Origin of the sequence: Bradyrhizobium septentrionale (assembly GCF_011516645.4) — a bacterium.
Classification (GTDB): Bacteria; Pseudomonadota; Alphaproteobacteria; order Rhizobiales; family Xanthobacteraceae; genus Bradyrhizobium; species Bradyrhizobium septentrionale.
Genome location: NZ_CP088285.1, coordinates 1,836,317 through 1,857,713, shown reverse-complemented (window position 1 = coordinate 1,857,713; position 21,397 = coordinate 1,836,317). Strand labels below are relative to the sequence as shown.

21 protein-coding genes and 1 pseudogene are annotated in these 21,397 nt (G+C 63.1%); 16 read left to right on the top strand and 6 right to left on the bottom strand.

Features of this window, described 5'->3' with window-relative positions:
* Positions 1 to 36: 36 nt before the first annotated feature.
* On the bottom strand, positions 37 to 186 hold the full coding sequence (locus HAP48_RS10710; RefSeq protein WP_166202914.1) for a hypothetical protein: 150 nt from the start codon (positions 184 to 186) through the stop codon (positions 37 to 39).
* Positions 187 to 329: 143 nt separating this feature from the next.
* Here HAP48_RS10710 and HAP48_RS10705 point away from each other — a divergent pair, with 143 nt between their 5' ends.
* From HAP48_RS10705 to ccoS, 11 genes and pseudogenes are all read left to right on the top strand, one after another.
* On the top strand, positions 330 to 1,079 hold the full coding sequence (locus HAP48_RS10705) for a CBS domain-containing protein (protein WP_166213802.1): 750 nt from the start codon (positions 330 to 332) through the stop codon (positions 1,077 to 1,079).
* The gene (locus HAP48_RS10700; RefSeq protein ID WP_166202916.1) at positions 1,076 to 1,285 is read left to right on the top strand and encodes a hypothetical protein; all 210 of its coding nucleotides are present in this window, start codon (positions 1,076 to 1,078) and stop codon (positions 1,283 to 1,285) included. The genes HAP48_RS10705 and HAP48_RS10700 overlap by 4 nt, the downstream gene beginning before the upstream one ends.
* Before the next feature lie 51 nt (positions 1,286 to 1,336).
* A complete protein-coding gene (locus HAP48_RS10695; RefSeq protein WP_224497007.1) occupies positions 1,337 to 1,714 on the top strand; it encodes a hypothetical protein in 378 nt (125 codons plus the stop codon).
* A gap of 633 nt (positions 1,715 to 2,347) precedes the next feature.
* A pseudogene (gene ccoN, locus HAP48_RS10690) lies at positions 2,348 to 3,966 on the top strand (cytochrome-c oxidase, cbb3-type subunit I).
* Positions 3,967 to 3,974: 8 nt separating this feature from the next.
* The gene (gene ccoO, locus HAP48_RS10685; protein ID WP_166213803.1) at positions 3,975 to 4,709 is read left to right on the top strand and encodes a cytochrome-c oxidase, cbb3-type subunit II; all 735 of its coding nucleotides are present in this window, start codon (positions 3,975 to 3,977) and stop codon (positions 4,707 to 4,709) included.
* A gap of 12 nt (positions 4,710 to 4,721) precedes the next feature.
* Entirely contained in the window at positions 4,722 to 4,886 is a 165-nt protein-coding gene (locus HAP48_RS10680; protein WP_166213804.1) for a cbb3-type cytochrome c oxidase subunit 3, read from the top strand.
* 5 nt (positions 4,887 to 4,891) lie between these two features.
* On the top strand, positions 4,892 to 5,764 hold the full coding sequence (gene ccoP, locus HAP48_RS10675; protein ID WP_166213805.1) for a cytochrome-c oxidase, cbb3-type subunit III: 873 nt from the start codon (positions 4,892 to 4,894) through the stop codon (positions 5,762 to 5,764).
* A 98-nt stretch (positions 5,765 to 5,862) separates the two neighbouring features.
* Positions 5,863 to 7,320 carry a cytochrome c oxidase accessory protein CcoG gene (ccoG, locus tag HAP48_RS10670; protein WP_166213806.1) on the top strand — a complete coding sequence of 486 codons (1,458 nt, stop codon included), beginning with the start codon at positions 5,863 to 5,865 and terminating at the stop codon, positions 7,318 to 7,320.
* Positions 7,321 to 7,335: 15 nt separating this feature from the next.
* Complete coding sequence (locus tag HAP48_RS10665) at positions 7,336 to 7,836, top strand: FixH family protein (protein ID WP_166213807.1); 501 nt, start codon at positions 7,336 to 7,338, stop codon at positions 7,834 to 7,836.
* An 11-nt stretch (positions 7,837 to 7,847) separates the two neighbouring features.
* Complete coding sequence (locus HAP48_RS10660) at positions 7,848 to 10,034, top strand: heavy metal translocating P-type ATPase (protein WP_166213808.1); 2,187 nt, start codon at positions 7,848 to 7,850, stop codon at positions 10,032 to 10,034.
* Positions 10,034 to 10,201 (top strand): cbb3-type cytochrome oxidase assembly protein CcoS, encoded by a 168-nt coding sequence (gene ccoS / locus HAP48_RS10655; RefSeq protein ID WP_166213809.1) that lies wholly within the window; start codon positions 10,034 to 10,036, stop codon positions 10,199 to 10,201. The genes HAP48_RS10660 and ccoS overlap by 1 nt, the downstream gene beginning before the upstream one ends.
* A gap of 750 nt (positions 10,202 to 10,951) precedes the next feature.
* On the opposite strand, the gene HAP48_RS10650 is transcribed toward ccoS, so the two are convergent.
* The 3 genes from HAP48_RS10650 to HAP48_RS10640 form a co-directional block, all read right to left on the bottom strand.
* Positions 10,952 to 11,305, bottom strand: a complete 354-nt coding sequence (locus tag HAP48_RS10650; RefSeq protein ID WP_166213810.1) for a hypothetical protein — start codon at positions 11,303 to 11,305, stop codon at positions 10,952 to 10,954.
* 197 nt (positions 11,306 to 11,502) lie between these two features.
* Positions 11,503 to 12,666 (bottom strand): caspase family protein, encoded by a 1,164-nt coding sequence (locus HAP48_RS10645; RefSeq protein WP_166213811.1) that lies wholly within the window; start codon positions 12,664 to 12,666, stop codon positions 11,503 to 11,505.
* 76 nt (positions 12,667 to 12,742) lie between these two features.
* A complete protein-coding gene (locus HAP48_RS10640) occupies positions 12,743 to 13,867 on the bottom strand; it encodes a hypothetical protein (RefSeq protein ID WP_166213812.1) in 1,125 nt (374 codons plus the stop codon).
* 305 nt (positions 13,868 to 14,172) lie between these two features.
* Between HAP48_RS10640 and glf the strand changes: the two genes are divergently transcribed.
* From glf to HAP48_RS10620, 4 genes are all read left to right on the top strand, one after another.
* Positions 14,173 to 15,381, top strand: coding sequence for a UDP-galactopyranose mutase (glf, locus tag HAP48_RS10635; protein ID WP_166213813.1), 1,209 nt, complete (start codon positions 14,173 to 14,175; stop codon positions 15,379 to 15,381).
* 67 nt (positions 15,382 to 15,448) lie between these two features.
* Entirely contained in the window at positions 15,449 to 16,717 is a 1,269-nt protein-coding gene (locus HAP48_RS10630; RefSeq protein ID WP_166213814.1) for a serine hydrolase domain-containing protein, read from the top strand.
* A 562-nt stretch (positions 16,718 to 17,279) separates the two neighbouring features.
* Positions 17,280 to 17,663, top strand: a complete 384-nt coding sequence (locus HAP48_RS10625) for a hypothetical protein (RefSeq protein WP_166213815.1) — start codon at positions 17,280 to 17,282, stop codon at positions 17,661 to 17,663.
* A 207-nt stretch (positions 17,664 to 17,870) separates the two neighbouring features.
* A complete protein-coding gene (locus HAP48_RS10620; RefSeq protein ID WP_029079813.1) occupies positions 17,871 to 18,548 on the top strand; it encodes a Crp/Fnr family transcriptional regulator in 678 nt (225 codons plus the stop codon).
* Between the two features lie 147 nt (positions 18,549 to 18,695).
* On the opposite strand, the gene HAP48_RS10615 is transcribed toward HAP48_RS10620, so the two are convergent.
* Positions 18,696 to 18,983 carry a hypothetical protein gene (locus HAP48_RS10615; protein ID WP_166213816.1) on the bottom strand — a complete coding sequence of 96 codons (288 nt, stop codon included), beginning with the start codon at positions 18,981 to 18,983 and terminating at the stop codon, positions 18,696 to 18,698.
* A 457-nt stretch (positions 18,984 to 19,440) separates the two neighbouring features.
* On the opposite strand from HAP48_RS10615, the gene HAP48_RS10610 reads away from it, so the two are divergent.
* Positions 19,441 to 20,742 (top strand): PQQ-dependent sugar dehydrogenase, encoded by a 1,302-nt coding sequence (locus HAP48_RS10610; RefSeq protein ID WP_166213817.1) that lies wholly within the window; start codon positions 19,441 to 19,443, stop codon positions 20,740 to 20,742.
* 6 nt (positions 20,743 to 20,748) lie between these two features.
* Here the strand turns inward: HAP48_RS10610 and HAP48_RS10605 are convergent, their stop codons facing one another.
* Positions 20,749 to 21,198 (bottom strand): tautomerase family protein, encoded by a 450-nt coding sequence (locus HAP48_RS10605; protein WP_166213818.1) that lies wholly within the window; start codon positions 21,196 to 21,198, stop codon positions 20,749 to 20,751.
* Between the last annotated feature and the right edge of the window lie 199 nt (positions 21,199 to 21,397).

Genomic DNA, 21,397 nt, shown 5'->3' with positions numbered 1-21,397 from the left:
ATTTCGGACAGGTGGGTTAGGACAGGTGAGAGCGCTCTAGAACGGCCGCCGGCGACGAAGCGTTTGCAGCGTCTTTGACCTGGCCAGCTGCTCTTGCGGGGGGCGCCTTGCCTGGAAGGTCATCCGGGCAAAAGTCACGATAATGATCGCGAGTACTCCGATTGAGGCAAGCAGGTTCTGCAGCATGATCCTCTTCTCCTGACAACGTGACATGTACGTCCGATTAACGTCGCTACGCCTTGATCCCCCTCAAACGAGGCCGTTGAGGGAGATCAACACCGACAAGCCGATTTGATGCGAACGTGCCTGGCGAGAAAGGGAAACTGGCAATGCGCGCACATCAGATCATGGCAAGACATGTCGTCACCGTCGGAACCGACACATCGATTATGGACGCCGCCAAACTGATGATGGATCACCGAGTCAGCGGCCTCCCGGTGGTCGATGCGGCCGGACGATTAGTTGGCATCATGTCGGAAGGCGACTTTCTGCGGCGGAGCGAGATCGGGACGCGGCGCCGGCGCGCCCGCTGGCTTCAGTTCCTTCTCGGCTCCGGCCATGCGGCCACGGACTTTGTCCATGAACGCGGTCGTAAGGTCGGAGAGATCATGTCCTATGATCCGGTCACCGTCACTGAAGAAACGTCTCTGCCGGAGCTGGTCGAGCTCATGGAGAAAAAGGGCGTCAAACGGCTGCCGGTGATGCGCGACGGGCGCCTCGTCGGCATCGTCACGCGTGCCGACCTGCTGCGGGCAGTTGCGTCCGTCGCCCGCGAGATTCCGGACCCCACGGCGGATGACAAGCACATTCATGATCGAATCGTGCGCGCACTCGACGCAGCAAACTGGTGTCCGCTGGGCCTGCAGGTTTCGGTACGCAATGGCGTGGTACACCTGCGCGGGATCATCATGGACGAGCGGGCAAGGCAAGCGGCTATCGTTGCCGCGGAAAATACATCCGGCGTCAGGGAAGTGCACGACCATCTCTGCTATGTCGACACCTATTCCGGCTTCTATATTCAATCCGCGGAAGACGAACGGGCGGCTGCCGCGAAAGCTGCGCAGGAGATGGCAGGATGATCGCTCGCCCCGCAATCCTGCTGATCGCGTTGATCGTGACGGCGGTGGTCAGCGCAGATGTCCTGGGATTCGCCGCAACGCTGCTTACGATCTGCGCGATCGTTGGTCTTGCGATCGCTGCCTCTGGATGGACCGTAAGCAGCAGGACGACGTCTATCCCTGCAGTCCGGCCGTCATCCGCAGACTGGAAATCTCATCACGAATAGTACCTCGTTCGGCCGTAGTCGCGATCATGTGAGCCGCACGTCGCGAAAACCGTGCCGCTCGTGGTCTGCTCTCTGCTCGGTTTCGATATCCTCCGCGACACGACGGCTGCACCCCAGAGCATTCAGTTGCGACAGATCAATACGGGCCTCTTGCATCAATGGCAGCGTGGATATCAAGGAATCAGCCCACGAGAGGGTGCCATGCCATCATTTGACGTCCGTTTCATCAAGACCGTTTGCGACGACACCGGCCATGAACATCGCGCCTGTCAGGCTGCATTCAAGGTCGATGCCGCTTCGCTTTCCGTGGCCGCGCAGCTCGCGGAAGCCGACTTCTGCAGACAGAAGGGCATCCGCGATTGGACGATCTTTGCCGATTCGATGGAGCTTCGAATGCCGTCGGCATTGCCGTCCGCATGGGGTGGCTAGCGGCCTGAAGTGGAGGTTGCGTTCGACTGCCGCGACATCACGTGATTGACCAAGGTCAAATCGGCAATTTCAGTCATCCGCTACGGGAGAGCAATAAGGGGTTTGAAAAATGGCCGATAGATCGGAAAGCAATAGCTCGCCGCAATTCGAGAATCTTGTCGCCCGTTTGCGAGCATTTCTTGCTCGCCGGCACGAGTTCGATCTGATGACTACTCGGGAGGTCGATGAGATCGCCCACGAGCTCAATCTTTCCACATCGGATCTTCGAGCGCTCGCTCGCGGCCGGGCGGCGCCTGAATTGCTGAGTAAGCGTCTCAAACATGTAGGTTTGTCAGAGGAGGCGCTCGCTACGTCTCATAGTGACGTGCTGCGTGATCTGCAGCGGGTGTGTGGCCTATGCCACGAGAAGAGGCGCTGCGCTACCGACCTCGCGCGAGAAATGCGAGCCAGTCCGGCCAGGTACTGTCCGAACGAATTGACACTCACCGCGCTGAGCCGCGGTGCCAATGGCGCGCGACCTAGCTCAGGAATTAATGCCGATCTAGCGGCTGCCAGCGAGATCGTGGTTTCGATGACGTCACCGCATCCAGGGAAAGCTTCCACATGACAAGTCCATCCTCCGTTTCAAAGTCGATGACGATGGGCGAGGCCGGCCTGATGTCGGCACTCGCGGTGTTTGCTTGCGCTAGCTTCCTTGGGGCCGCGGTGGGGCGCGATACGGCATTTTCGTTTCATGCATTCCTAGCCTGCGCCGCCAGCCTGATCTCTGTGGTTGTGATCGGCAATCGCTACCTTGACCGTCCCGCAGCATTGCCGCCGGCGGAGATCGGTGGGCGTCCCAACTACAACTTCGGACCGATCAAGTTCGCCTCCGCCGCAGCGATGTTCTGGGGCATTGCCGGCTTCACCGTGGGTCTGATCATCGCAATGCAACTGGCGTGGCCCGCGCTCAATTTTGACTTGCCCTGGACAACATTCGGCCGGTTGCGGCCGCTGCATACATCGGCTGTTATCTTCGCGTTCGGTGGCAACGTCCTGATCGCAACTTCGTTCTACGTCGTGCAGAAGACCTGCCGCACGCGCCTTGCTGGTGACCTCGCGCCCTGGTTCGTCGTGGTCAGCTACAACTTCTTCATCCTGATCGCCGGCACCGGCTATCTGTTGGGAGCCACCCAGTCGAAGGAATACGCCGAACCGGAGTGGCCGACTTCTGGCTGACGATCGTCTGGGTGACGTATTTGCTCGTGTTCCTGATGACGTTGGTGAAGCGCAAGGAGCCGCACATCTTCGTCGCCAACTGGTTCTATCTGGCGTTCATCGTCACGATCGCGGTGCTCCATCTCGGCAATAACGCCGCGCTTCCGGTCTCCTTCCTCGGCTCGAAGTCCTACATTGCCTGGGGCGGCGTGCAGGATGCCATGTTCCAGTGGTGGTATGGCCACAACGCTGTCGGCTTCTTCCTGACTGCCGGCTTCCTGGCGATCATGTACTACTTCATTCCGAAGCGGGCGGAGCGTCCGGTCTATTCCTACCGGCTTTCGATCATCCATTTCTGGGCGCTGATCTTCCTCTACATCTGGGCTGGCCCGCATCACTTGCACTACACGGCGCTGCCGGACTGGGCGCAAACCCTTGGTATGACATTCTCGATCATGCTCTGGATGCCTTCCTGGGGAGGCATGATCAACGGCCTGATGACGTTGTCGGGAGCCTGGGACAAGCTGCGCACCGATCCCGTGCTGCGCATGATGGTGGTGTCGGTCGCCTTCTACGGCATGTCGACCTTCGAAGGCCCGATGATGTCGATCAAGGTGGTCAATTCGCTGAGCCATTACACCGACTGGACCATCGGTCACGTGCATTCCGGCGCGCTGGGATGGGTCGGCTTCGTCTCCTTCGGCGCACTTTACTGCCTCGTCCCGTGGCTCTGGAATCGCCAGCTTTATAGCCTGAAGCTCGTCAACTGGCACTTCTGGATCTCGACCATCGGCGTCGTGCTCTACATTTCCGCGATGTGGGTGTCGGGGATCCTGCAAGGCTTGATGTGGCGTGCCTACACGTCGCTCGGCTTCCTCGAATACTCCTTCATCGAGTCCGTCGAAGCCATGCATCCGTTCTACATCATCCGTGCGGCCGGAGGCGCGCTGTTCTTGGCCGGTGCCCTGATCATGGCCTTCAATCTCTGGATGACGGTCAATGCCGGCCAAGCCAGCGAATCTGAGGGCGCCGTTGTCCTCCAGCCTGCCGAATAGGTCACGATATGTCTCTCTGGAATCGACACAAGATATTTGAGAAGAACTCGATCATCCTGATCGCCGGCATTCTCGTCGTCATTGCCATCGGTGGACTCGTCGAGATCACCCCGCTGTTCTATCTGAAGAGCACGATCGAAGCGGTCGACGGCGTCCGGCCCTATACGCCGCTCGAACTCGCCGGTCGCAACATCTATGTCCGCGAGGGCTGCTACCTCTGCCATTCGCAGATGATCCGACCGCTGCGCGACGAGGTCGAACGCTACGGCCACTATTCGCTTGCCGCGGAGAGCATGTACGACCATCCGTTCCAGTGGGGTTCCAAGCGCACCGGGCCAGATCTCGCGCGCGTCGGTGGCAAGTACTCCGACGATTGGCACGTCACGCACCTGATCAACCCGCGATCGATCGTCCCGCAATCCGTGATGCCCGGATATCCGGCTCTTGCGAAGACGGAACTCGACCCGTCGGACGCTGCGGCCCACCTCCGAACGAATCGTGCGGTCGGTGTGCCCTATACCGACGAGCAGATTGCCAACGCGGCCGCCGATCTCAAGGCGCAGGTCGACCCCGACAGCCCCGGCTCCGATGCGTTCCAGAAGCGCTACCCGAAGGCGTTGGTACGCAACTTTGATGGCAAGGCCGGCAATCCAACCGAGCTCGACGCCCTGATCGCCTATTTGCAGATGCTCGGCACGCTCGTCGACTTCAAGCTCTACAACGAAAAAGCCAATCTGCGCTGACGAGGCATGAAGATGAAAGCGATCATTCAAATCGAGAGTTTCGCGTCGAGCCTGGTCGGTACCCTCTGGACCCCGATCTTCGTCGGGATCTTCGTCGCCATCGTCGCCTACGCGCTTTGGCCGCGCAACAAATCTTTCTTTGATGCCGCAGCGCGTATGCCGCTGCGTGAGGACTGATGGACATGAGCGAGCACAACGATATCGACGGTGTATCCGGCCGCAGCACGACCGGTCATGAGTGGGACGGCATCAAGGAGCTGAACACGCCATTGCCGCGATGGTGGGTCCTGACGTTCTATGCAACGATCATCTGGGCGATCGGCTACTGGGTCGTCTACCCGGCCTGGCCGCTGGTCTCGGGCTACACGACGGGTCTGTTCCAATATTCGACCCGGGCGAGCGTCGCGACCGACCTTGCCGATCTGGAAAAGCTGCGCGGCGAGAAGATGGCCGTGCTAGGCAACGCGTCGCTTGCCGACATCGAGAAGGATCCGGCTCTACTGGCGCTGGCGCGTGCCCGCGGCAAGACCGTGTTCGCCGACAATTGCGCGCCCTGCCATGGCAGCGGTGGCGCGGGTGCGAAGGGCTACCCGAACCTGAACGACGACGACTGGCTGTGGGGCGGGTCGCTTGACCAGATCATGCAGACGATCCAGTTCGGCGCACGCTCAGGGCACGCGAAGACCCACGAAGGGCAGATGCTCGCGTTCGGTCGCGACGGGGTTCTCAAGCAGGACGAGATCGTCACCGTCGCCAATTACGTGCGCTCGCTTTCAGGCCTTTCCACCGCACCGAAGTTCGACGCCGCCGCAGGGAAGAAGGTCTTTGCCGAGAATTGCGCTAGCTGTCACGGCGACAACGGCAAGGGCAACCCGGAGCTCGGTGCGCCGAACCTGACCGACCAGATATGGCTTTACGGTTACGACGAGGAGACGCTGGTCGAGACCATCACCAACGGCCGTGCCGGCGTCATGCCGGCCTGGGTCGGCCGGCTCGACCCGGTCACAGTCAAGGCGTTGGCGGTCTATGTGCACTCGCTAGGCGGCGGCAAGTAGCCGCCGTCGCGGGCTGAGCCTCGGATCGTTGACCAAGGTCAAATCCGAGCCCTGCGCGGGGCTGTAGGCTTGAACAGGAGCCTCATTCGAGCAGACCCATGAACAAGCCCGTGTCGCCTGATGAATTCATAACCGACGAAGACGGGCCGCTCTACGCGGCGCGCAAGAAGGTGTATCCGCAGAGCGTCTCGGGTCGGTTCCGTTCGATCAAATGGCGGCTGATGGCCGTCTGTCTCGGCGTCTACTACCTGCTGCCCTTCGTACGCTGGCATCGGGGCCTCGGTGCGCCCAACCAGGCGGTGCTGATCGACTTTCCAAACCGCCGCTTCTATCTTCTCTTCATCGAGCTGTGGCCGCAGGAAGTCTACTACTTCACCGGCCTTCTGGTGCTCGCAGCGTTGATCTTGTTCCTGATGAATGCGCTCGGCGGCCGGATCTGGTGCGGTTATCTCTGCCCGCAGACGGTCTGGACCGATCTGTTCTACGCCGTCGAGCGCCTGGTTGAAGGCGACCGCCGCGCACAAATGAAGGCCGACGCCGGGCCGATGACCGTAAAGCGCGCCGGTCGCCGTGTGTTAAAGCACGCGATCTGGCTGATGATCGCGTGGTGGACCGGCGGAGCCTGGGTGCTCTACTTCGCTGATGCGCCGACCCTGGTACGCGATCTGGCGACCTTTCAGGCCCCGGCGATCGCCTATATCTGGATCGCGAGCCTGACCGCGTCGACCTATTTTCTGGCCGGCTACATGCGCGAGCAGGTCTGCGTCTATATGTGCCCGTGGCCGCGGATCCAGGCCGCGTTGACCGACGAATGGGCGCTCAACGTCACCTATAAATATGATCGCGGCGATCCGCGTTGCTCAGTGAAGAAGGCGGTTGACATCCGCGCGCTTGGCGAGAAGGCGGGCGATTGCATCGATTGCAACCAGTGCGTGGCGGTTTGTCCGACCGGTATCGACATCCGCGATGGTGCCCAGCTCGACTGTATCCAGTGCGGCCTCTGCATCGATGCCTGTGACGCAGTCATGACAAAGGTCGGCCGCAAGGCCGGCCTGATCGGATACGACAACGACATCAATATCCAGCACCGTCTCGCCGGCAAGAAAGAGATCTTCAAGCCCGTTCGTGCACGGACGGTCGTCTATGCCAGCCTGATCACCGTGGTCTGCGCGGTGATGCTCTACGCTCTGATGTCGCGGACCCTGCTCGACGTCAACGTGCTGCACGACCGCAATCCGGTCGCGGTCCGTCTCAGCGACGGAGGAATCCGCAACGGCTACACGTTGCGCCTCCTCAACAAGCGTGGCTTTGACCGTGTGATCGCAATCGATGTCGACGGTCCGCCCGATGCAAAGCTGCACGTCATCGGCGCGGACTCTGTAACACCGGATCGGCCGATGATCGTCCTTGCGCGCGACACTACCACCGAGTTGCGAGTGCTGGTGACGGCGCCGATCGATGAAAAGGCAGAGAAGTCCGTGCCGATCATATTCCGTATCACTGACATTGGTCTCGGAGAAGTCGCCTCCGCGACCGACCATTTTGTTCTTCCATAACGACGGATTGTCACCATGGCAGCCTCAAGTACAGCCGCTCGCCCCATCACCGGACGTTTCGTCCTGGTCACGACGATCGCGTTCTTTGCGGTCGTGATCAGCGTGAACATGGTCATGATGCGCTTTGCCATCACGACGCTGTCGGGAACCGAGGTCGACAGCGCTTATAGCGCCAGCCTCGCCTATCAGCGCGAGATCGTGGCGGCGAGGCAGCAGAACGAGCGCGACTGGCAGGTACAGGCGCACATTGATCGACGGCCTGATGGCGCCGCCGCAATCGTCCTCGAGGCACATGACCACGCCGGCGCACCTCTGATGGGGATGAAGTTTCTGGCTCGGCTCGAGCGGCCGACCGATCGTCGCGCCGATCGATCAATCGAGGTCAGTGAGGCCGGCTTTGGAAGCTATCGTGGTCGCGTCGACGGCGTCGCGGCAGGACAGTGGGATCTTGTGATCGAAGGCGATGCCGACGGCCACCGCATGTTCCTGTCCAGAAATCGTGTTCTGCTGAACTGAGGGCGACCCGCATGCAAGCCGATATCGATTTTTCCCATTATCTGAAGAACGCGGGCACCGGGATCGTCCATCTCGATCTCGCGGTCGAGGGCATCAATTGTGCGGGCTGCATGGCCAAGATCGAGCGCAGTCTGACCACCATACCGGACGTCACCTTGGCCCGCGTGAATCTGACCGACAGCCGCCTTGCGCTGGAATGGAAGGCTGGCGCGCTCGATCCGGCGCTATTTGTGAATCGGCTCGCGGAGCTCGGCTACAAGGCCTATCCATTCGAACGGGACGATGCCGAAACACGGGAAGGGCAGCGGGCGCAGGGCTTGTTGCGCAGGTTGGGCGTCGCCGCTTTTGCCGCGATGAACGTGATGATGCTGTCGATTCCCGTGTGGTCTGGCAATGTTTCCGACATGCTGCCGGAGCAGCGCGACTTCTTCCACTGGCTGTCGGCCCTGATCGTGCTGCCGGCGGCGGCCTATTCGGCGCAGCCGTTCTTCTCGTCGGCGCTGTCAGCCCTGCGGGCGCGGGGCGTCAACATGGATGTGCCGATCAGTATCGGTATCGTGCTCGTGCTGGCAACCTCGGTGATCGAGACCGTCAATAACGCCGAGCATGCCTATTTCGATGCCGCGATCATGTTGATCGCATTCCTACTTGCCGGCCGGTACCTCGATCAGAACATGCGGCGGCGTACCCGCGCGTTTGCCGGGAACCTCGCGGCCTTAAAGGCGGAAACCGCGACGAAGTTCATCAGCCCGACGGAGATCAGAACCGTTCCGGCGGCCGCGATCCGGCCTGGCGATATCGTGTTGCTGCGACCCGGCGAGCGCTGCGCGGTGGACGGCAACGTGATCGAGGGCCGCTCCGAGGTCGATCAGAGCCTCATCACTGGCGAAACGATGCCGGCGATGGTCGCGCCCGGCAGCGCCGTATTCGCCGGCACGTTGGTGCGTTCCGGCACGTTGCGCGTCCGCGCGTCTGCAGTCTCGGGCGGCACGCTGCTGGACGAGATTTCCGGGCTGCTTGAGCACGCGCTGCAAGCGCGCTCGCGCTATCTGCGTCTGGCCGAGCGCGCATCAAGGCTTTACGCTCCGGTCGTGCACGCGACCGCGCTCCTGACGGTGCTGGGTTGGCTAGCTTATGGCGCGAGTTTTCATGATTCGATTGTGACGGCGATAGCGGTCCTGATCATCACTTGCCCCTGTGCACTGGGTCTTGCCATTCCTGCGGTGCAGACCGTCGCGTCTGGCGCGCTGTTCGGTTCGGGCGTGCTGCTCAACGCCGGCGATGCGATCGAGCGGATCGCCGAGATCGACCGGGTGATCTTCGACAAGACGGGAACCTTGACCTTGCCGGAGCTCGATGTGGCCAACCTCTCCGACATCCCCGACGATGTCGTGCGGCTCGCGGGCCGGCTGGCGCTTTCGAGCCGGCACCCGGTTGCTGTCGCTGTGGCGCGCAAGGCGGGAGCGGCCTCTCCATTGCCTGATATCCAGGAAGAGCCGGGCCAGGGCGTCCACGGCTTTTACGACGGACGTCCGATCCGGTTGGGACGCCCATCGTTCTGCGGCGCCGACGACCTCGCCAACGAGATTCTTTGCCACGATCCGGAGGCCTCCGTCGTTGCATTTAGTCATGGCGAGGGCAAATACGCGTTCGCGGTCCGGCAACTGTTGCGGCCGGACGCGGCTGATGTGGTGGCTGGGTTGGTGCGCATGGGTGTCGTCGTCGAGATCGTGTCGGGGGATCGCGAGCCCGCGGTTCGGCTGGCGGCCATGATGCTTGGCGTACATGAATGGCGCGCCGAGGTCTCTCCGGTCGACAAGATCTCCCGAATCGAGGAATTGGCGCGCCGGGGCGGCAAGGTGCTGATGGTCGGCGACGGCCTGAACGATGCACCGGCGCTGGCCGCGGCGCACGCCTCGATGTCGCCCGTCACGGCCACGCATTTGAGCCAGGCGGTCGCGGACGCGGTCTTCCTTGGTGAACCCCTCGCGCCGGTGCTGGCAGCGGTCAAGGTATCGCGCAAGGCGCTACGGCTGATGCGGCAGAATCTCTGGCTCGCCGTGATCTACAATGTGCTGGCGGTGCCGATCGCGATTGCAGGCCTGGTCACCCCGCTGATCGCAGCGGCCGCCATGTCGGGTTCGTCGGTGATCGTGATGCTCAACGCGCTGAGGGCGCGAGCGAGGGAGACGGTCTGATGGAAATTCTGGTCATTCTGGTGCCGCTGGCCATCGCGCTCGGCTTTGTCGGCCTGCTCGGCTTCCTTTGGTCACTCAAAAGCGGTCAGTACGACGATCTCGACGGCGCAGCCTGGCGCGCCATCGCCGACGATGAGCCCGCCAGCAGTCAGGGCCGATCCAAGTAGTGAAAATAAAACAGTGAAATCACCGAGCGATGATCAGCGGCGTGCGGGCGAGAGCCAGCACGAGTGTCCAGTCCGTCCGCCGCGATTGCGGCACCCGTGACCGCAGGAGCAGGACCGAGACCAGCCGGTTGATGGCAAGAAAGCCGCGCCATTATCAGCAGCAGCACATCGGAAGCATGTCAGGCCGCCAGTAGCGCCAGTGCGTCGCCGACACGGTAATAGGTTGCATCGTGGCAGCGTCCAGCCAACCCTCCGTCTGGCGGACGCAGGGGACGCCGAGCGGCTGGCGTTCGCTATCAATCACTACAAGTTCGATCACGTAGCCGAAGGGCGCCGACGCGATATCGCGCCATCCCAGAAGAGCGAACCGGCGAAGCCGTGATCTGAATATGTGGTGCATGGCGGCATTGATTGTTCAACGAGCGATAGCTTGATCGTCCGACATTGGGAGGCCTGCACGTTGGCCAGAGCAGATCTCTGGTGCCATGGTGAGCGCGCCAAGCCCGCTCAGGAAGGCAACTGCATATAGCCAAACCTCTGCCGAGCGGCCGGCAAAGCAGCCGCCAAGTTCGGCACTTTCTTCGACCAAGTGAAATCAGCCGCCACTACCGCACGGTGCCGCGTACAAAAGTTGGTATTGAGGTTGGTACGGCGTTTCGATGATGTCGAATTTATATAACGTTTTCAGTGGCTTGACTTATTTATTAGGCGCCGCCCCTGGGCACCATTCTCCCTCAGCGCCACATTTGATCAGCTGATGCGCGCGGTTTGCCGCGACCGCAGGTAGCCGCCGAGCGCGCCGAGTGCGGGGCTCAGCGGCAGGTAGAGCAAATGCAGCCAAAGGTGGCCGGTGCCGTTGACCAGAGCATAGATGCCGAAGCCGACGCAGAGGATCGACGAGAGCGCCCCGTTTAGAGTTTCATCGTGCTTTGCAATATGCGCGGAAACGTAGCCGCCAAGGATCGAACAAAGCCCGCCAAGGATGCTCGACGCTGCAAGAAAGCCATTGCCTGTCTTGAGGGCCTCCACGGCAGACGCGGCGCCTTGATCGGTCGGTGACCCCGTCTTTGCAGAGGCCAGCAGGTAGAACACGACAGGCAGCATCACAACATTCGAGGCGACGATGTCGACGACGTTGCCGATTGCAACGCCCTTGAAAGATATCCGCGTCATGTATGTTCTTCGAACAACCTCTGCTTGGATGATCGGATGTTGTGTCTAAATCCGTGTGCGTTGCCATTCCCTTAATCTGTTGGTCGCCGGTGTGGGGCAGTCGCCCTTCCCCTCACAGTAGCGCCGCCTCACCCCCCACTCCGTTTCCAGTACCCGGTCCCGAGCTTGCCCGTGATCACTGCCGTCGTGTCGTGGGTCTCGTAGGAGCCGCCGTCGCTGTAATTCTTCAGGCCCCGCAGCGCATGCAGCGCCCAGCGGCCGTTGGCGAAGCTGACGGTGCCCTCATGCGGACGCGCCGAGCGGGCGGGCTCGGCGTGGAATTTGTAAGCACCGTCGGCCATGATCTGCCAGATCCAGCGCGACCGGCCGTGGCCGCCAGGCACCATGATCTCCCAGGTGCCGACCAGCGCCGGATCGATCGCGCCGGCTGACGTTGCTGATGGCGCCGACAATGCCGGAGCCGCAGCGGCCGGTATCGCGTTCGCCTGTTTCGCGGCCACGCTCTCGGCCGGCGGTGCGCCCGCCAGATAGATCGCCTTGCGCGACAGCGAGCCGTAGACGAAGGGCTGCTGCTCGTTGCGCGTCGCCTCCATCACGTCGTCGCGGACGTTGCGGAACATGAAGGTGACCTCGACGCCCGGCGCCTCGATGTTGCGCAACAGCGCCGCGGCGAACGGGCTGTTGCGTCCGTCGCCGTCGAGCGCGGTGGTGCCGTCGCGCGCGGCATAGGCGACCAGCACGTTGCCGACCGGCTCGATGCGGCCGAGCCCGCTGCTCGCTGTGGCGCGGGTCGCGAGCGAGCGGCTCATCTTAGCTGCGAACGGATTGTTGCGGCAGGCATCGAGGATGACGAGGCCGAGGCTTGTGGTGTTTGCGACCTGCAGCATCACGCTCTGCAGGCTGATCGCTTCATTGGCGGCGTCGGTATCGCGCTTCAGCTCGGCATCGACAGGGATCAGCCAGTTGTCGCCGTTGATCTCCATGCCGTGGCCGGCGAAATACACCGCCGCCATGTCGGCGCCGGCGGCCGCGCGCCCGAACGCGATCAGGCCGCGCCGCATCTCGTCGAAGCGTCCGTTCGTGATCAGGGTGACCGTGAAGCCGAGCCGCTTCAACGCCGCCGCGACATCGCCGGCGTCGCCAGGCGGATTGGACAGCGCCGGCACGCTCGTATAGGCGCCGTTGCCGATCACCAGCGCCACCCGCTTGCCGTCGGCCAGAGCCGGCGCTGACGCCAGGCCCGCCAGCACAGCGGTGACGGCCAGTCCCGAAACAAACGCGCGGCGGTTCATGCTGGACCCGATCGGAGGTAACGGGTCCATGGTATCGCAGGGCGCGCGAGCCAGCCACGGAAATGGCGGCTTGCGATCAGGCCGCCTGCTTCGGCGTCCAGACGCCGGCCGGCACCGGCTCGGCCGGCAGCAGATTGGCGCCGGCGGCGCCCGCAATCGACCGCGTGATCTCGTGGATCTCCTGCACCGACCGCTGCATCGAGAAGCGCGGATAGAGCTCGCGCATGGTGGTGGCGGTCGCCGCCTGCGCCGCGGCAGGATCTGCCAGCACTGCCTCGACGGCGGCGGCGACGCTTGCCGTGTCCTGGCCGAAGGTGAAGCCGGCGAGATGCGGCATCTCGGCGGCCGAGAAGCGGTTGGCATCGAACACCGGCACGGTGCCGGCACCGAGCGCGAAGAACACCCGGTCATGCACCGACAGGTCGATATTCGGATTGAGCGAGACCGCAGCGAGATAGCTGCCGAGGCCTTCGCGCATCGCATCGAAGGTCATCGCGCCGAGCACGCGGGCCGGACGTCCGGTGACGTCGAGATCGCTCCAGCCACCGCCGATGAAATCGACCGGATAGTCGGCGAGCACGGCGCCCACCTCGCGGGTGCGCACCCCTCTCGTGTAATTGTCGAGCCGGGTCAGGATCACGTTGAACAGGTCGCCGCCCGGCTTCAGATAGACGAGGTGCCGCTCGGCCACGTCGACGATGATTTTGGGAAACGCGCCGCAGGTCTTGCCGCGCGCCTCGGCGATCGCATCGAACAGCAGGCCGAACAGTTTTGGCGGCATCGTCTTGCGCCAGCCGCGTTCGAGCGCCAGCGGATTCCAGCCCGACTTGGCGAAGATCAGCCGGCCGTTGCGCTGCTCGGGCGGCAGGCCGCCGAAGAAGCCGGGATCGGGGATGCCCATATGGGTCGCGAAGACAGCGCCATTGGCTCCCAGATGATCGCGGTTGAAGGCGGCGTGGTCGGGAAACACGTAGCCGTGCGCGGCATAGCGGCTCTCGAGCCCGTGCCGCTTGGCAAAATAGCAGGGGTGGTCGCAAAACCAGGTGAAGACGGGGATCTGCGCGACGTCCCAGAACAGCTTGCCGTCCTTGGTGTGGATGTCGAGCCCGATGCCGGAGAAGCCGAGCGCCATCGTCTCGGCCCGCCGCGGCAGCAGGGCGTTGAGCCGGGCCGAGAAATCCGGCGCCAGCAGGTCGAGCATCATGACCTCGTGCCGAGCCGGTCGAGCTCGGCGGCGGCCATCGCGAGGATGCCGCGCAGCGAATCATAGGTCGTGTTGCTGGAGTAGAGAACGCAGATCACGGACATGAGGCCCCCGCGTATGATGTTGTTGCTGCGCGCGGACTTATCGATCGCCTCGCATGCTCCTCGTTGAACGGCCGAGCCGGCCGTTCCGGGCTCGGAATTATCCTGACGCCGCGATTTATTTCGCCGGAATGGCCGTGCCGCAGCGTTGAAGCTCCGTCGGGGCGCCGTCGCCATCCGACGGGCAGGGGCGGGGATCACATGCAGCTTGATGGCTTCGATGTCGTCGTGGTGGGCGCGGGCTTCTTCGGCGCCGTGATCGCCGAGCAGGTGGCGAGCAGGCTCGGCCGCTCCGTCTGCGTGCTCGACCGCCGTCCGCATATCGGCGGCAATGCCTATTCGGAGGTCGACCCGGATAGCGGCATCGAGGTGCATCGCTACGGCACCCATATCTTTCACACCAATTCGGAGACCGTCTGGCGCTATCTGCAGCGCTTCACCGGGTTCACCGACTATCGCCACCGCGTCTTCACGGTGGCGAACGGCCGCGTCTATTCGATGCCGATCAACCTTGCCACCGTGTGTGCCGCGTTCGGCCGGATCATGACGCCCGGCGAGGCGCGCGCCGCGATCGCGGCGGAGGCCGCAGCGCACGGCGCCTCCGGGATCGGCAATCTCGAGGACAAGGCGATCGCCTCGGTCGGCCGCACGCTCTACGACCTCCTGATCCGCGGCTATACGCAGAAGCAATGGCAGACCGATCCGCGCGAGCTGTCGGCCGACATCATCGGCCGGCTGCCGGTCCGCTTCACCTTCGATGACCGCTACTTTGCCGACCGTTGCGAGGGCATGCCGGTGGACGGCTATACCGCGATCTTCCGCCGGATGCTCGATCATCCCAAGGTCGCGGTCCGGCTCGGTGTCGACTATTTCGACGTCGCCGACCGCATCAATCCGCGGCAGCTCGTGGTCTATACCGGACCGATCGACCGCTTCTTCGGCTATGCCTGCGGCCATCTCGGCTGGCGCACTGTCGACTTCGCGCGCGAGGTGCACGACGTCGCCGATTTCCAGGGCGCCGCCGTCATCAACTATGCCGACGCCGAGGTGCCATTCACCCGCATTCACGAGTTCAGGCATCTGCATCCGGAGCGCGCGCATCCGCAAGCGCGGACGACGATCTACCGCGAATATTCCCGCTTCGCCGGCCGCAACGACGAGCCCTATTACCCGATCAACACCGCCGCCGATCGCGCGATGCTCGCCTCCTACCACGGCATGACGGCATCGCATCCGAACGTCATCTTCGGCGGCCGGCTCGGCTCCTACAAATATCTCGACATGCACCAGGCGATCGGCGCCGCGCTGAAGACGTTCGAGCACGAGGTCGAGCCGCGCCTCGGCAACGGAGGCATGCAACCCGGCGACGCGGCCGCGCGTCGGCACGCCTTGTCGCCCTTGCCGGCGTAATCTAAGCCCTCCGGGTGCGGGCAGCGAACACCATAAACAATCGCCCGCAGTCCCCGGTGAGGAAACAATGAGAAAAACCGTTATTGCCGCGGCTGTCGCCGCGACTGGCCTTGCTTTCAACATCGCTCACGCCGCGCCGCTGCCCGAGATAAAGCCCGACCAGGCCGGGTTTTCGAAAGCTGGGCTGGCGCGGCTCGACGATTTCTTCGCGCGCGAGATCACGGCCAAGCGGGTGCCCGGCGCTGTGGTGGCGATCGCGCGCGACGGCAAGCTCGTGCATTACAAGGCCTATGGCCAGCTCGATCCTGTGAAGGGCACGCCGATGCCGATCGATGCGGTGTTCGCGCTGGCGTCGATGACCAAGCCGATGGCGGCGGTTGCCGGGCTGACGCTCATGGAGCAGGGTAGGCTGCCGCTGCAGTCCAAGGTCGCCGAGTACTATCCTGCATTTGCCGACATGAAGGTCGGCGTGCCCCAGGAGGACGGCTCGCTGAAGATGGAGCCGCAGGCCCGGCCGATTCTGATCCATGATCTCTATCGCCACACCTCAGGCCTGATGTATGGCGGTCGGCCCGACAGTTCGAGCGCGCTGGCCCGGCTCTATCCCGAAGGCACGGCGCCGGCGGTCGAGGGCGACACTCAGGCCTTTATCGACCGCATGACCAAGCTGCCTCTGGTGCATCAGCCTGGCACCGAGTTCGAATACGGCTTCTCGATCGACGTGCTCGGCGCCGTGGTCGAGAAGGTCTCGGGCGAGCGGCTCGGCGACTATCTCAAGGCCAATGTGTGGACACCGCTCGGCATGAAGGATGCGACGTTCCACCTGACCGACGCCCAGCGCGCGCGGCTGGCGCGGCCGTTCGCCAACGACCCGCTGACCGGCAAGCCGCAATCGATCAGGGTGCTCGACGCACCGATCAAGTTCGACTGCGGCGGCGCCTGCTCGTTCGCCACCGTCGGCGACTATCTCCGCTTCGGACAGATGCTGCTCAACGGCGGCGAGCTCGACGGCCAGCGCATCCTCAGCCCCAAGACGGTGCATCACATGACCTCGAACCATCTCGGGCCCGAGATCAAGAACAACGTCGCCGCCGTCGAGCCGCATCGCGGCGGTTTCGGCTTCGGGCTGTCGGTCGCGGTGCGGACCAGCGAGGGCCTGTCGTCGGTGCCGGGCAATCCCGGCGAGTTCACCTGGAACGGTGCCAACGGCACGCAGTTCTTCTGCGATCCGAAGGAACGCCTCGTCGTGGTGGTGGGAACCGCAGCGCCCGGCGAGCTGCGCAAATATTATCGTGAGAACGTGCAGGACATCGTCTACGGCGCGATGGTGAAGTGAACCGTGACCGCAGTGTGAGATCTCTTTCAGCAAGGCATCGAGGCCCATCGCTCGGACTGAGCGATGGGCCTCGATTGGCGGTTCTGATTGAATCCCAGGCGGTTTTTTGGTTTGACGTGTTTTCTTCACGCGAACCGGGCACCTCTGCGCTCGAAACCGCCGTAGGAAGGCTCTCTCGCTTTGCCGGGACGCCGGTGTCATTCCGCCGTTTGATCGGAACGGGCGATCTGAAGCGAAAAGCCCGGCCGCGAGGGCCGGGCTGATCGGTAATATATTTCAAGTCGTGCAATGTACGGAATAGATCGGCGAGGGCCCTCCCTGTCTGTCCAAAAAGGAACACGGAACCGACTATTTGGGCACACCGCTCGTACCCAACTGCGCGGTGGAGGAATCGCGACAGCGACCGCGCAGCTCAGGAGCATCGCGGGCACAAACAAGCGGTACACCAGGCCATCCCCGAAGGTCCATCCGCGCCCGAATGAGCAATTTGGTACAGACACCGATCAATCGACGTGTCTTGGTCTCACGAACTGTCCCAAACCTCTAGGTCAGGATGAAGATCATGGAAATCTCCAAGGAAACAAAAGCTGCCATGCGGCCCGCGTTATGGGGCGCTGCAGGCGGAGCAATTGCTCTGGCGATCGTGGGGTTCAGCTGGGGGGGCTGGGTGACGGGCGGGTCGGCCGAGACCCTCGCGAGCAACCGTGCTGCGACGGCCGTCGTCGCAGCTCTCACACCCATCTGCGTTGACAGGTTCCGACAAGCCGCCGATGCCTCGACGAACCTGGCCGAAATGAAGAAGGCGACTTATTCATTCGACCAGAGCAGGTTTGTCGAAAAAGGCGGTTGGGCCACGATGCCGGGAAGCACTGAGCCAAACTCGGCGGTTGCGAAGGCCTGTGCCGAATCGCTCGGCAGCGGCAAGGCCGCGGAGCGCCGCGGCTAATCAGGCAACCCGCGACAGGGTGAAATCCGCGCAAAGACGCGCAACTTCTCGACATGCCCGCATCTCGCGCAGTGGCTCTTGCAACGGTGGTCAAGCGCGTCGTTTTGACGCCAATTTCCCGCTGCGCGCGCCGTTCAACGGATGAACATCCTGCAGAATCTTGGTAGCATGACAGCATGCTAACGCCCAGCGAACGAGAGTGCCGTTTTGGTTAAGCCCGCGAAGGACTTGTTTGATCCCAAAACCTTCCTGGCCAAGGTTGGGGCCGGAAAATCGATTTCTAGCTTTGGCAAAGGCCAGAACGTATTCGCGCAGGGAGATGTCGCGGACGCGGTATTCTACATTCAAGAAGGAAAGGTCAAACTCACAGTCGTTTCTGACCAAGGTAAGGAAGCCGTGGTCGGGATCCTGGAGCCGGGACAATTCTTTGGTGAGGGCTGCCTCAACGGTCATCCATTGCGGATTGCCACGACCACGGCAATGGAGGACTGCGTCATCACGCGAATATCGAAGACGGCGATGATTTCAACGCTCGAAGCCAAGCCGATGTTCTCTCAGTTGTTCATGACCTATCTGCTCGCGCGCAATAGCCGAATGGAAGAAGACCTGATCGACCAACTTTTCAATTCCAGCGAGAAGCGCTTGGCGCGCCTGCTGCTCCTGCTGGCAAATTTCGGCAAGGAAACCAGCGCGCAGCCCATTGACGTCGAGATCAGCCAGGAAACGCTGGCCGAAATGATCGGTGCGACCCGTTCAAGGGTTAGCTTCTTCATGAACAAGTTCCGCAAGCTCGGCTTCATCAGCTACAACGGAAAGATCGAAGTTCACAGCTCGCTTCTGAACGCTGTTCTGCGCGACAAGCCCGAGATAGACCGGAAAGACTGACCGCCGCGCGGCCTTGAACGGCGCCTGCAGCACGCAGTTCTTCCGCGCTGGAGGCGGAGACGCCCGTGCATGTCCAGGCGGCCGGGTGAGGAACAGCAAAAAGGCCCATCGCTCAGGCCGAGCGATGGGCCTTTTATTTTGCGTGGACTACCACTGTCGGTAGACGCCGGTCAGCGTGCCGTTGTTGTTCCCTTCAGGACCAACGTCGCCCTGGGTCGAACTCGGCGCCGGATGGTTGCTGCCGTTCATCGCGCCGTACCGGCCCGGTTGCGCCGGTTGGTACATCACGTGCGGTTGAACGGTCTCGTAGCGCGGACCGCCGTAGTATCTCGCATCGGGGCTCCTATACGGATAATAGCCCTGCGCGAACGCACCTGCTGTCGTTGCAATCAGGGACGCCACGGCCAGGGTCAGTATCTTGGTCTTCCGTTGCATTCAGACTCTCCGTGCTGGTGTCCCGACCAGCGACCGGCATGGAGCAGCGTTCCTGATCTGCCATGCACCCCATGAAGGTGAAGCTGCACGAGGGTGGGATCAGATTTTGGTGAGGGGGCTTGGACCCTGAAGGACCGGTACGCACGTCTCTGCGCAGCAGTATGCATCCCGCGCTGGTCCGCTATGCCCTCCTGGCTATAACGGTCCACGGCCGGGCCGCGCAGCCGTGCTTCGAAAAAGCGGGGCGTTCCGCAAAAGGAAGCCCGCCACTGCGGCGGGCAAGGTCTCAGGGAGGAAAACGCTCTGACAAGGGAGCGTGTGCACAGTTTCCTCGATTCGAGGGCGGCTGCGAAGATCGTATAACTACTGTCATCAGGGCCGGCATTATGCCAATGCTCTTGCCGGTCGCAGCCGGCCAGCAAGGCGAAATAACACGGCACAAGTACAGGGGAAGTTCATGAGCACGTCTGGAGTTTTTGCCCGCGTCGTTGCGGCGATCGGTGCGGGCGCCGTGGCGTGGCGGCGGATGCAGGGCGTAGCGCCGGCGCCCGCCTGGGGCAGCGCGCCGCAGATTCCGGCGGCAAAGTCGCAGGGCGCGATCCCGACGCTGAAGATGCCGACGGCACGCGGCTGGGACAAGGGCCAGCTTCCGGCCGCCGCGCCCGGGCTCAAGGTTAACGCCTTTGCAGCCGGGCTCGATCATCCGCGCTGGATCAACGTGCTGCCCAATGGCGATGTGCTGATCGCCGAGGCGACGCAGATCGCCGGCACCCCGCGCAGCGTGTTCCACTATGCGATGCAGGCGACGATGCGCCGCGCCGCCGCGCTCGGCGTCAGCGCCAACCGCGTCACGTTGCTGCGCGACCGTGACGGCGACGGTGTTGCCGAAAGCAGCAGTGCCTTCATGGAGGGCCTGCGCCAACCGTTCGGCATGGCGCTGGTCGGCGACACCTTCTATGTCGGCAACACCGACGGCGTGGTCGCCTTTCCCTACACCGCGGGCGCGGACCGCATCACGGCAGAGGGACGCAAGCTCGTCACCTTCAAGCCCGACGGGCATTGGACGCGCAGCCTGTTGCCGAGCGCCGACGGCAAGAAGCTCTATGCCGGCGTCGGCTCGCTCAGCAACATCGCCGAGAACGGCATGAAGGTTGAAGAAGGCCGGGCCGCGATCTACGAGCTCGATCTCGTCGCCGGCACCAGCCGGATCTTCGCCGGCGGCCTGCGCAATCCGGTTGGGATCGCGTGGGAGCCGACGACGAATGTGCTGTGGACCGTCGTCAACGAGCGCGACGGCATCGGCGACGAGACGCCGCCGGACTATCTGACCTCGGTGCGCGACGGCGGCTTCTACGGCTGGCCCTATTGCTACTGGGGGCAGACGGTGGACGATCGCGTGCCGCAGGATCCGGCGCTGGTCGCCAAGGCGATCCAGCCGGACTACGCGCTCGGCGGCCACACCGCTTCGCTCGGCCTGTGCTGGATGCCCGCGGGCACGCTGCCGGGCTTCTCCGACGGCATGGTGATCGGCCAGCACGGCTCGTGGAATCGCTCGACGCTGTCGGGCTACAAGGTGGTGTTCGTGCCGTTCAGCAACGGCCGTCCCTCGGGGCCCGCGCGCGACATCCTGTCGGGCTTCCTCGCGCCCGACGAGAAGGTGTCGTACGGCCGCCCGGTCGGCGTCGCACTCGGTCCCGACGGCTCGCTGCTGGTGGCCGACGATGTCGGCAACGTGATCTGGCGCGTCACCGGGGCGTAGGCGCTCTCAGCGCCGCTTGCCGATCGACTGCATGAAATTGCGGTCCGCCTCCGGCAGCGCGTCGGTCCAGGCCGGCTCGTCGCCGGGCTCGGGCAGCACATGGCCGAATTCGATCATCTGCCGCGGCTGCAATTCGTTGAGATAGACCCAGACCGCGCGCTTGCTGTCGACATCGGCGGCCTGCGCGACGGAGTCGGCCATCAGCCTGATCATCCGCGTCTTGTCGACCGCGGCGCGGCCGGAGCGGATGTGGCCGTAGACGAAGATATGATCATGCGCGACCGGGACGCCACCCATGAACCAGTTGCCCGCGGCGACCTCGCTGAAGATCACCTGGGCAAAATAGCTCGGCGCGCCCGTCACTTCGGCATGGATCCGGGTGATCTCGCCCGCGATCCGGCTCTTTTGCTCCGCGCTGAGGCGGCCCTGCGCGCTGGTGCAGTAATAGGTTGGCATCTGCGTGACCTCGCTGGGATGTCGATCTGTTCAGATTCCGCACGGGCAGCCGCGCCGTCAAGCAGACCTTCATTCGGGCCATGCGTACTCCAAACCTCCCCTTGAAAAGGGGAGGTCGCTTTGCTCGCCAGAGCAAAGCGGGTGGGGATCTCTCTCCGCATACAGCGGCGTCTGCTGCTGACCCCCATCCCGGCCTTTC

Coding starts and splice junctions, on each gene's coding strand:
- HAP48_RS10710 (WP_166202914.1), bottom strand. CDS start 186: ATGCTGCAGAACCTGCTTGCCTCAATCGGAGTACTCGCGATCATTATC.
- HAP48_RS10705 (WP_166213802.1), top strand. CDS start 330: ATGCGCGCACATCAGATCATGGCAAGACATGTCGTCACCGTCGGAACC.
- HAP48_RS10700 (WP_166202916.1), top strand. CDS start 1,076: ATGATCGCTCGCCCCGCAATCCTGCTGATCGCGTTGATCGTGACGGCG.
- ccoO (WP_166213803.1), top strand. CDS start 3,975: ATGTCTCTCTGGAATCGACACAAGATATTTGAGAAGAACTCGATCATC.
- HAP48_RS10680 (WP_166213804.1), top strand. CDS start 4,722: ATGAAAGCGATCATTCAAATCGAGAGTTTCGCGTCGAGCCTGGTCGGT.
- ccoP (WP_166213805.1), top strand. CDS start 4,892: ATGAGCGAGCACAACGATATCGACGGTGTATCCGGCCGCAGCACGACC.
- ccoG (WP_166213806.1), top strand. CDS start 5,863: ATGAACAAGCCCGTGTCGCCTGATGAATTCATAACCGACGAAGACGGG.
- HAP48_RS10665 (WP_166213807.1), top strand. CDS start 7,336: ATGGCAGCCTCAAGTACAGCCGCTCGCCCCATCACCGGACGTTTCGTC.
- HAP48_RS10660 (WP_166213808.1), top strand. CDS start 7,848: ATGCAAGCCGATATCGATTTTTCCCATTATCTGAAGAACGCGGGCACC.
- ccoS (WP_166213809.1), top strand. CDS start 10,034: ATGGAAATTCTGGTCATTCTGGTGCCGCTGGCCATCGCGCTCGGCTTT.
- HAP48_RS10650 (WP_166213810.1), bottom strand. CDS start 11,305: ATGCTGCCTGTCGTGTTCTACCTGCTGGCCTCTGCAAAGACGGGGTCA.
- HAP48_RS10645 (WP_166213811.1), bottom strand. CDS start 12,666: ATGAACCGCCGCGCGTTTGTTTCGGGACTGGCCGTCACCGCTGTGCTG.
- HAP48_RS10640 (WP_166213812.1), bottom strand. CDS start 13,867: ATGCTCGACCTGCTGGCGCCGGATTTCTCGGCCCGGCTCAACGCCCTG.
- glf (WP_166213813.1), top strand. CDS start 14,173: ATGCAGCTTGATGGCTTCGATGTCGTCGTGGTGGGCGCGGGCTTCTTC.
- HAP48_RS10630 (WP_166213814.1), top strand. CDS start 15,449: ATGAGAAAAACCGTTATTGCCGCGGCTGTCGCCGCGACTGGCCTTGCT.
- HAP48_RS10625 (WP_166213815.1), top strand. CDS start 17,280: ATGGAAATCTCCAAGGAAACAAAAGCTGCCATGCGGCCCGCGTTATGG.
- HAP48_RS10615 (WP_166213816.1), bottom strand. CDS start 18,983: ATGCAACGGAAGACCAAGATACTGACCCTGGCCGTGGCGTCCCTGATT.
- HAP48_RS10610 (WP_166213817.1), top strand. CDS start 19,441: ATGAGCACGTCTGGAGTTTTTGCCCGCGTCGTTGCGGCGATCGGTGCG.
- HAP48_RS10605 (WP_166213818.1), bottom strand. CDS start 21,198: ATGCCAACCTATTACTGCACCAGCGCGCAGGGCCGCCTCAGCGCGGAG.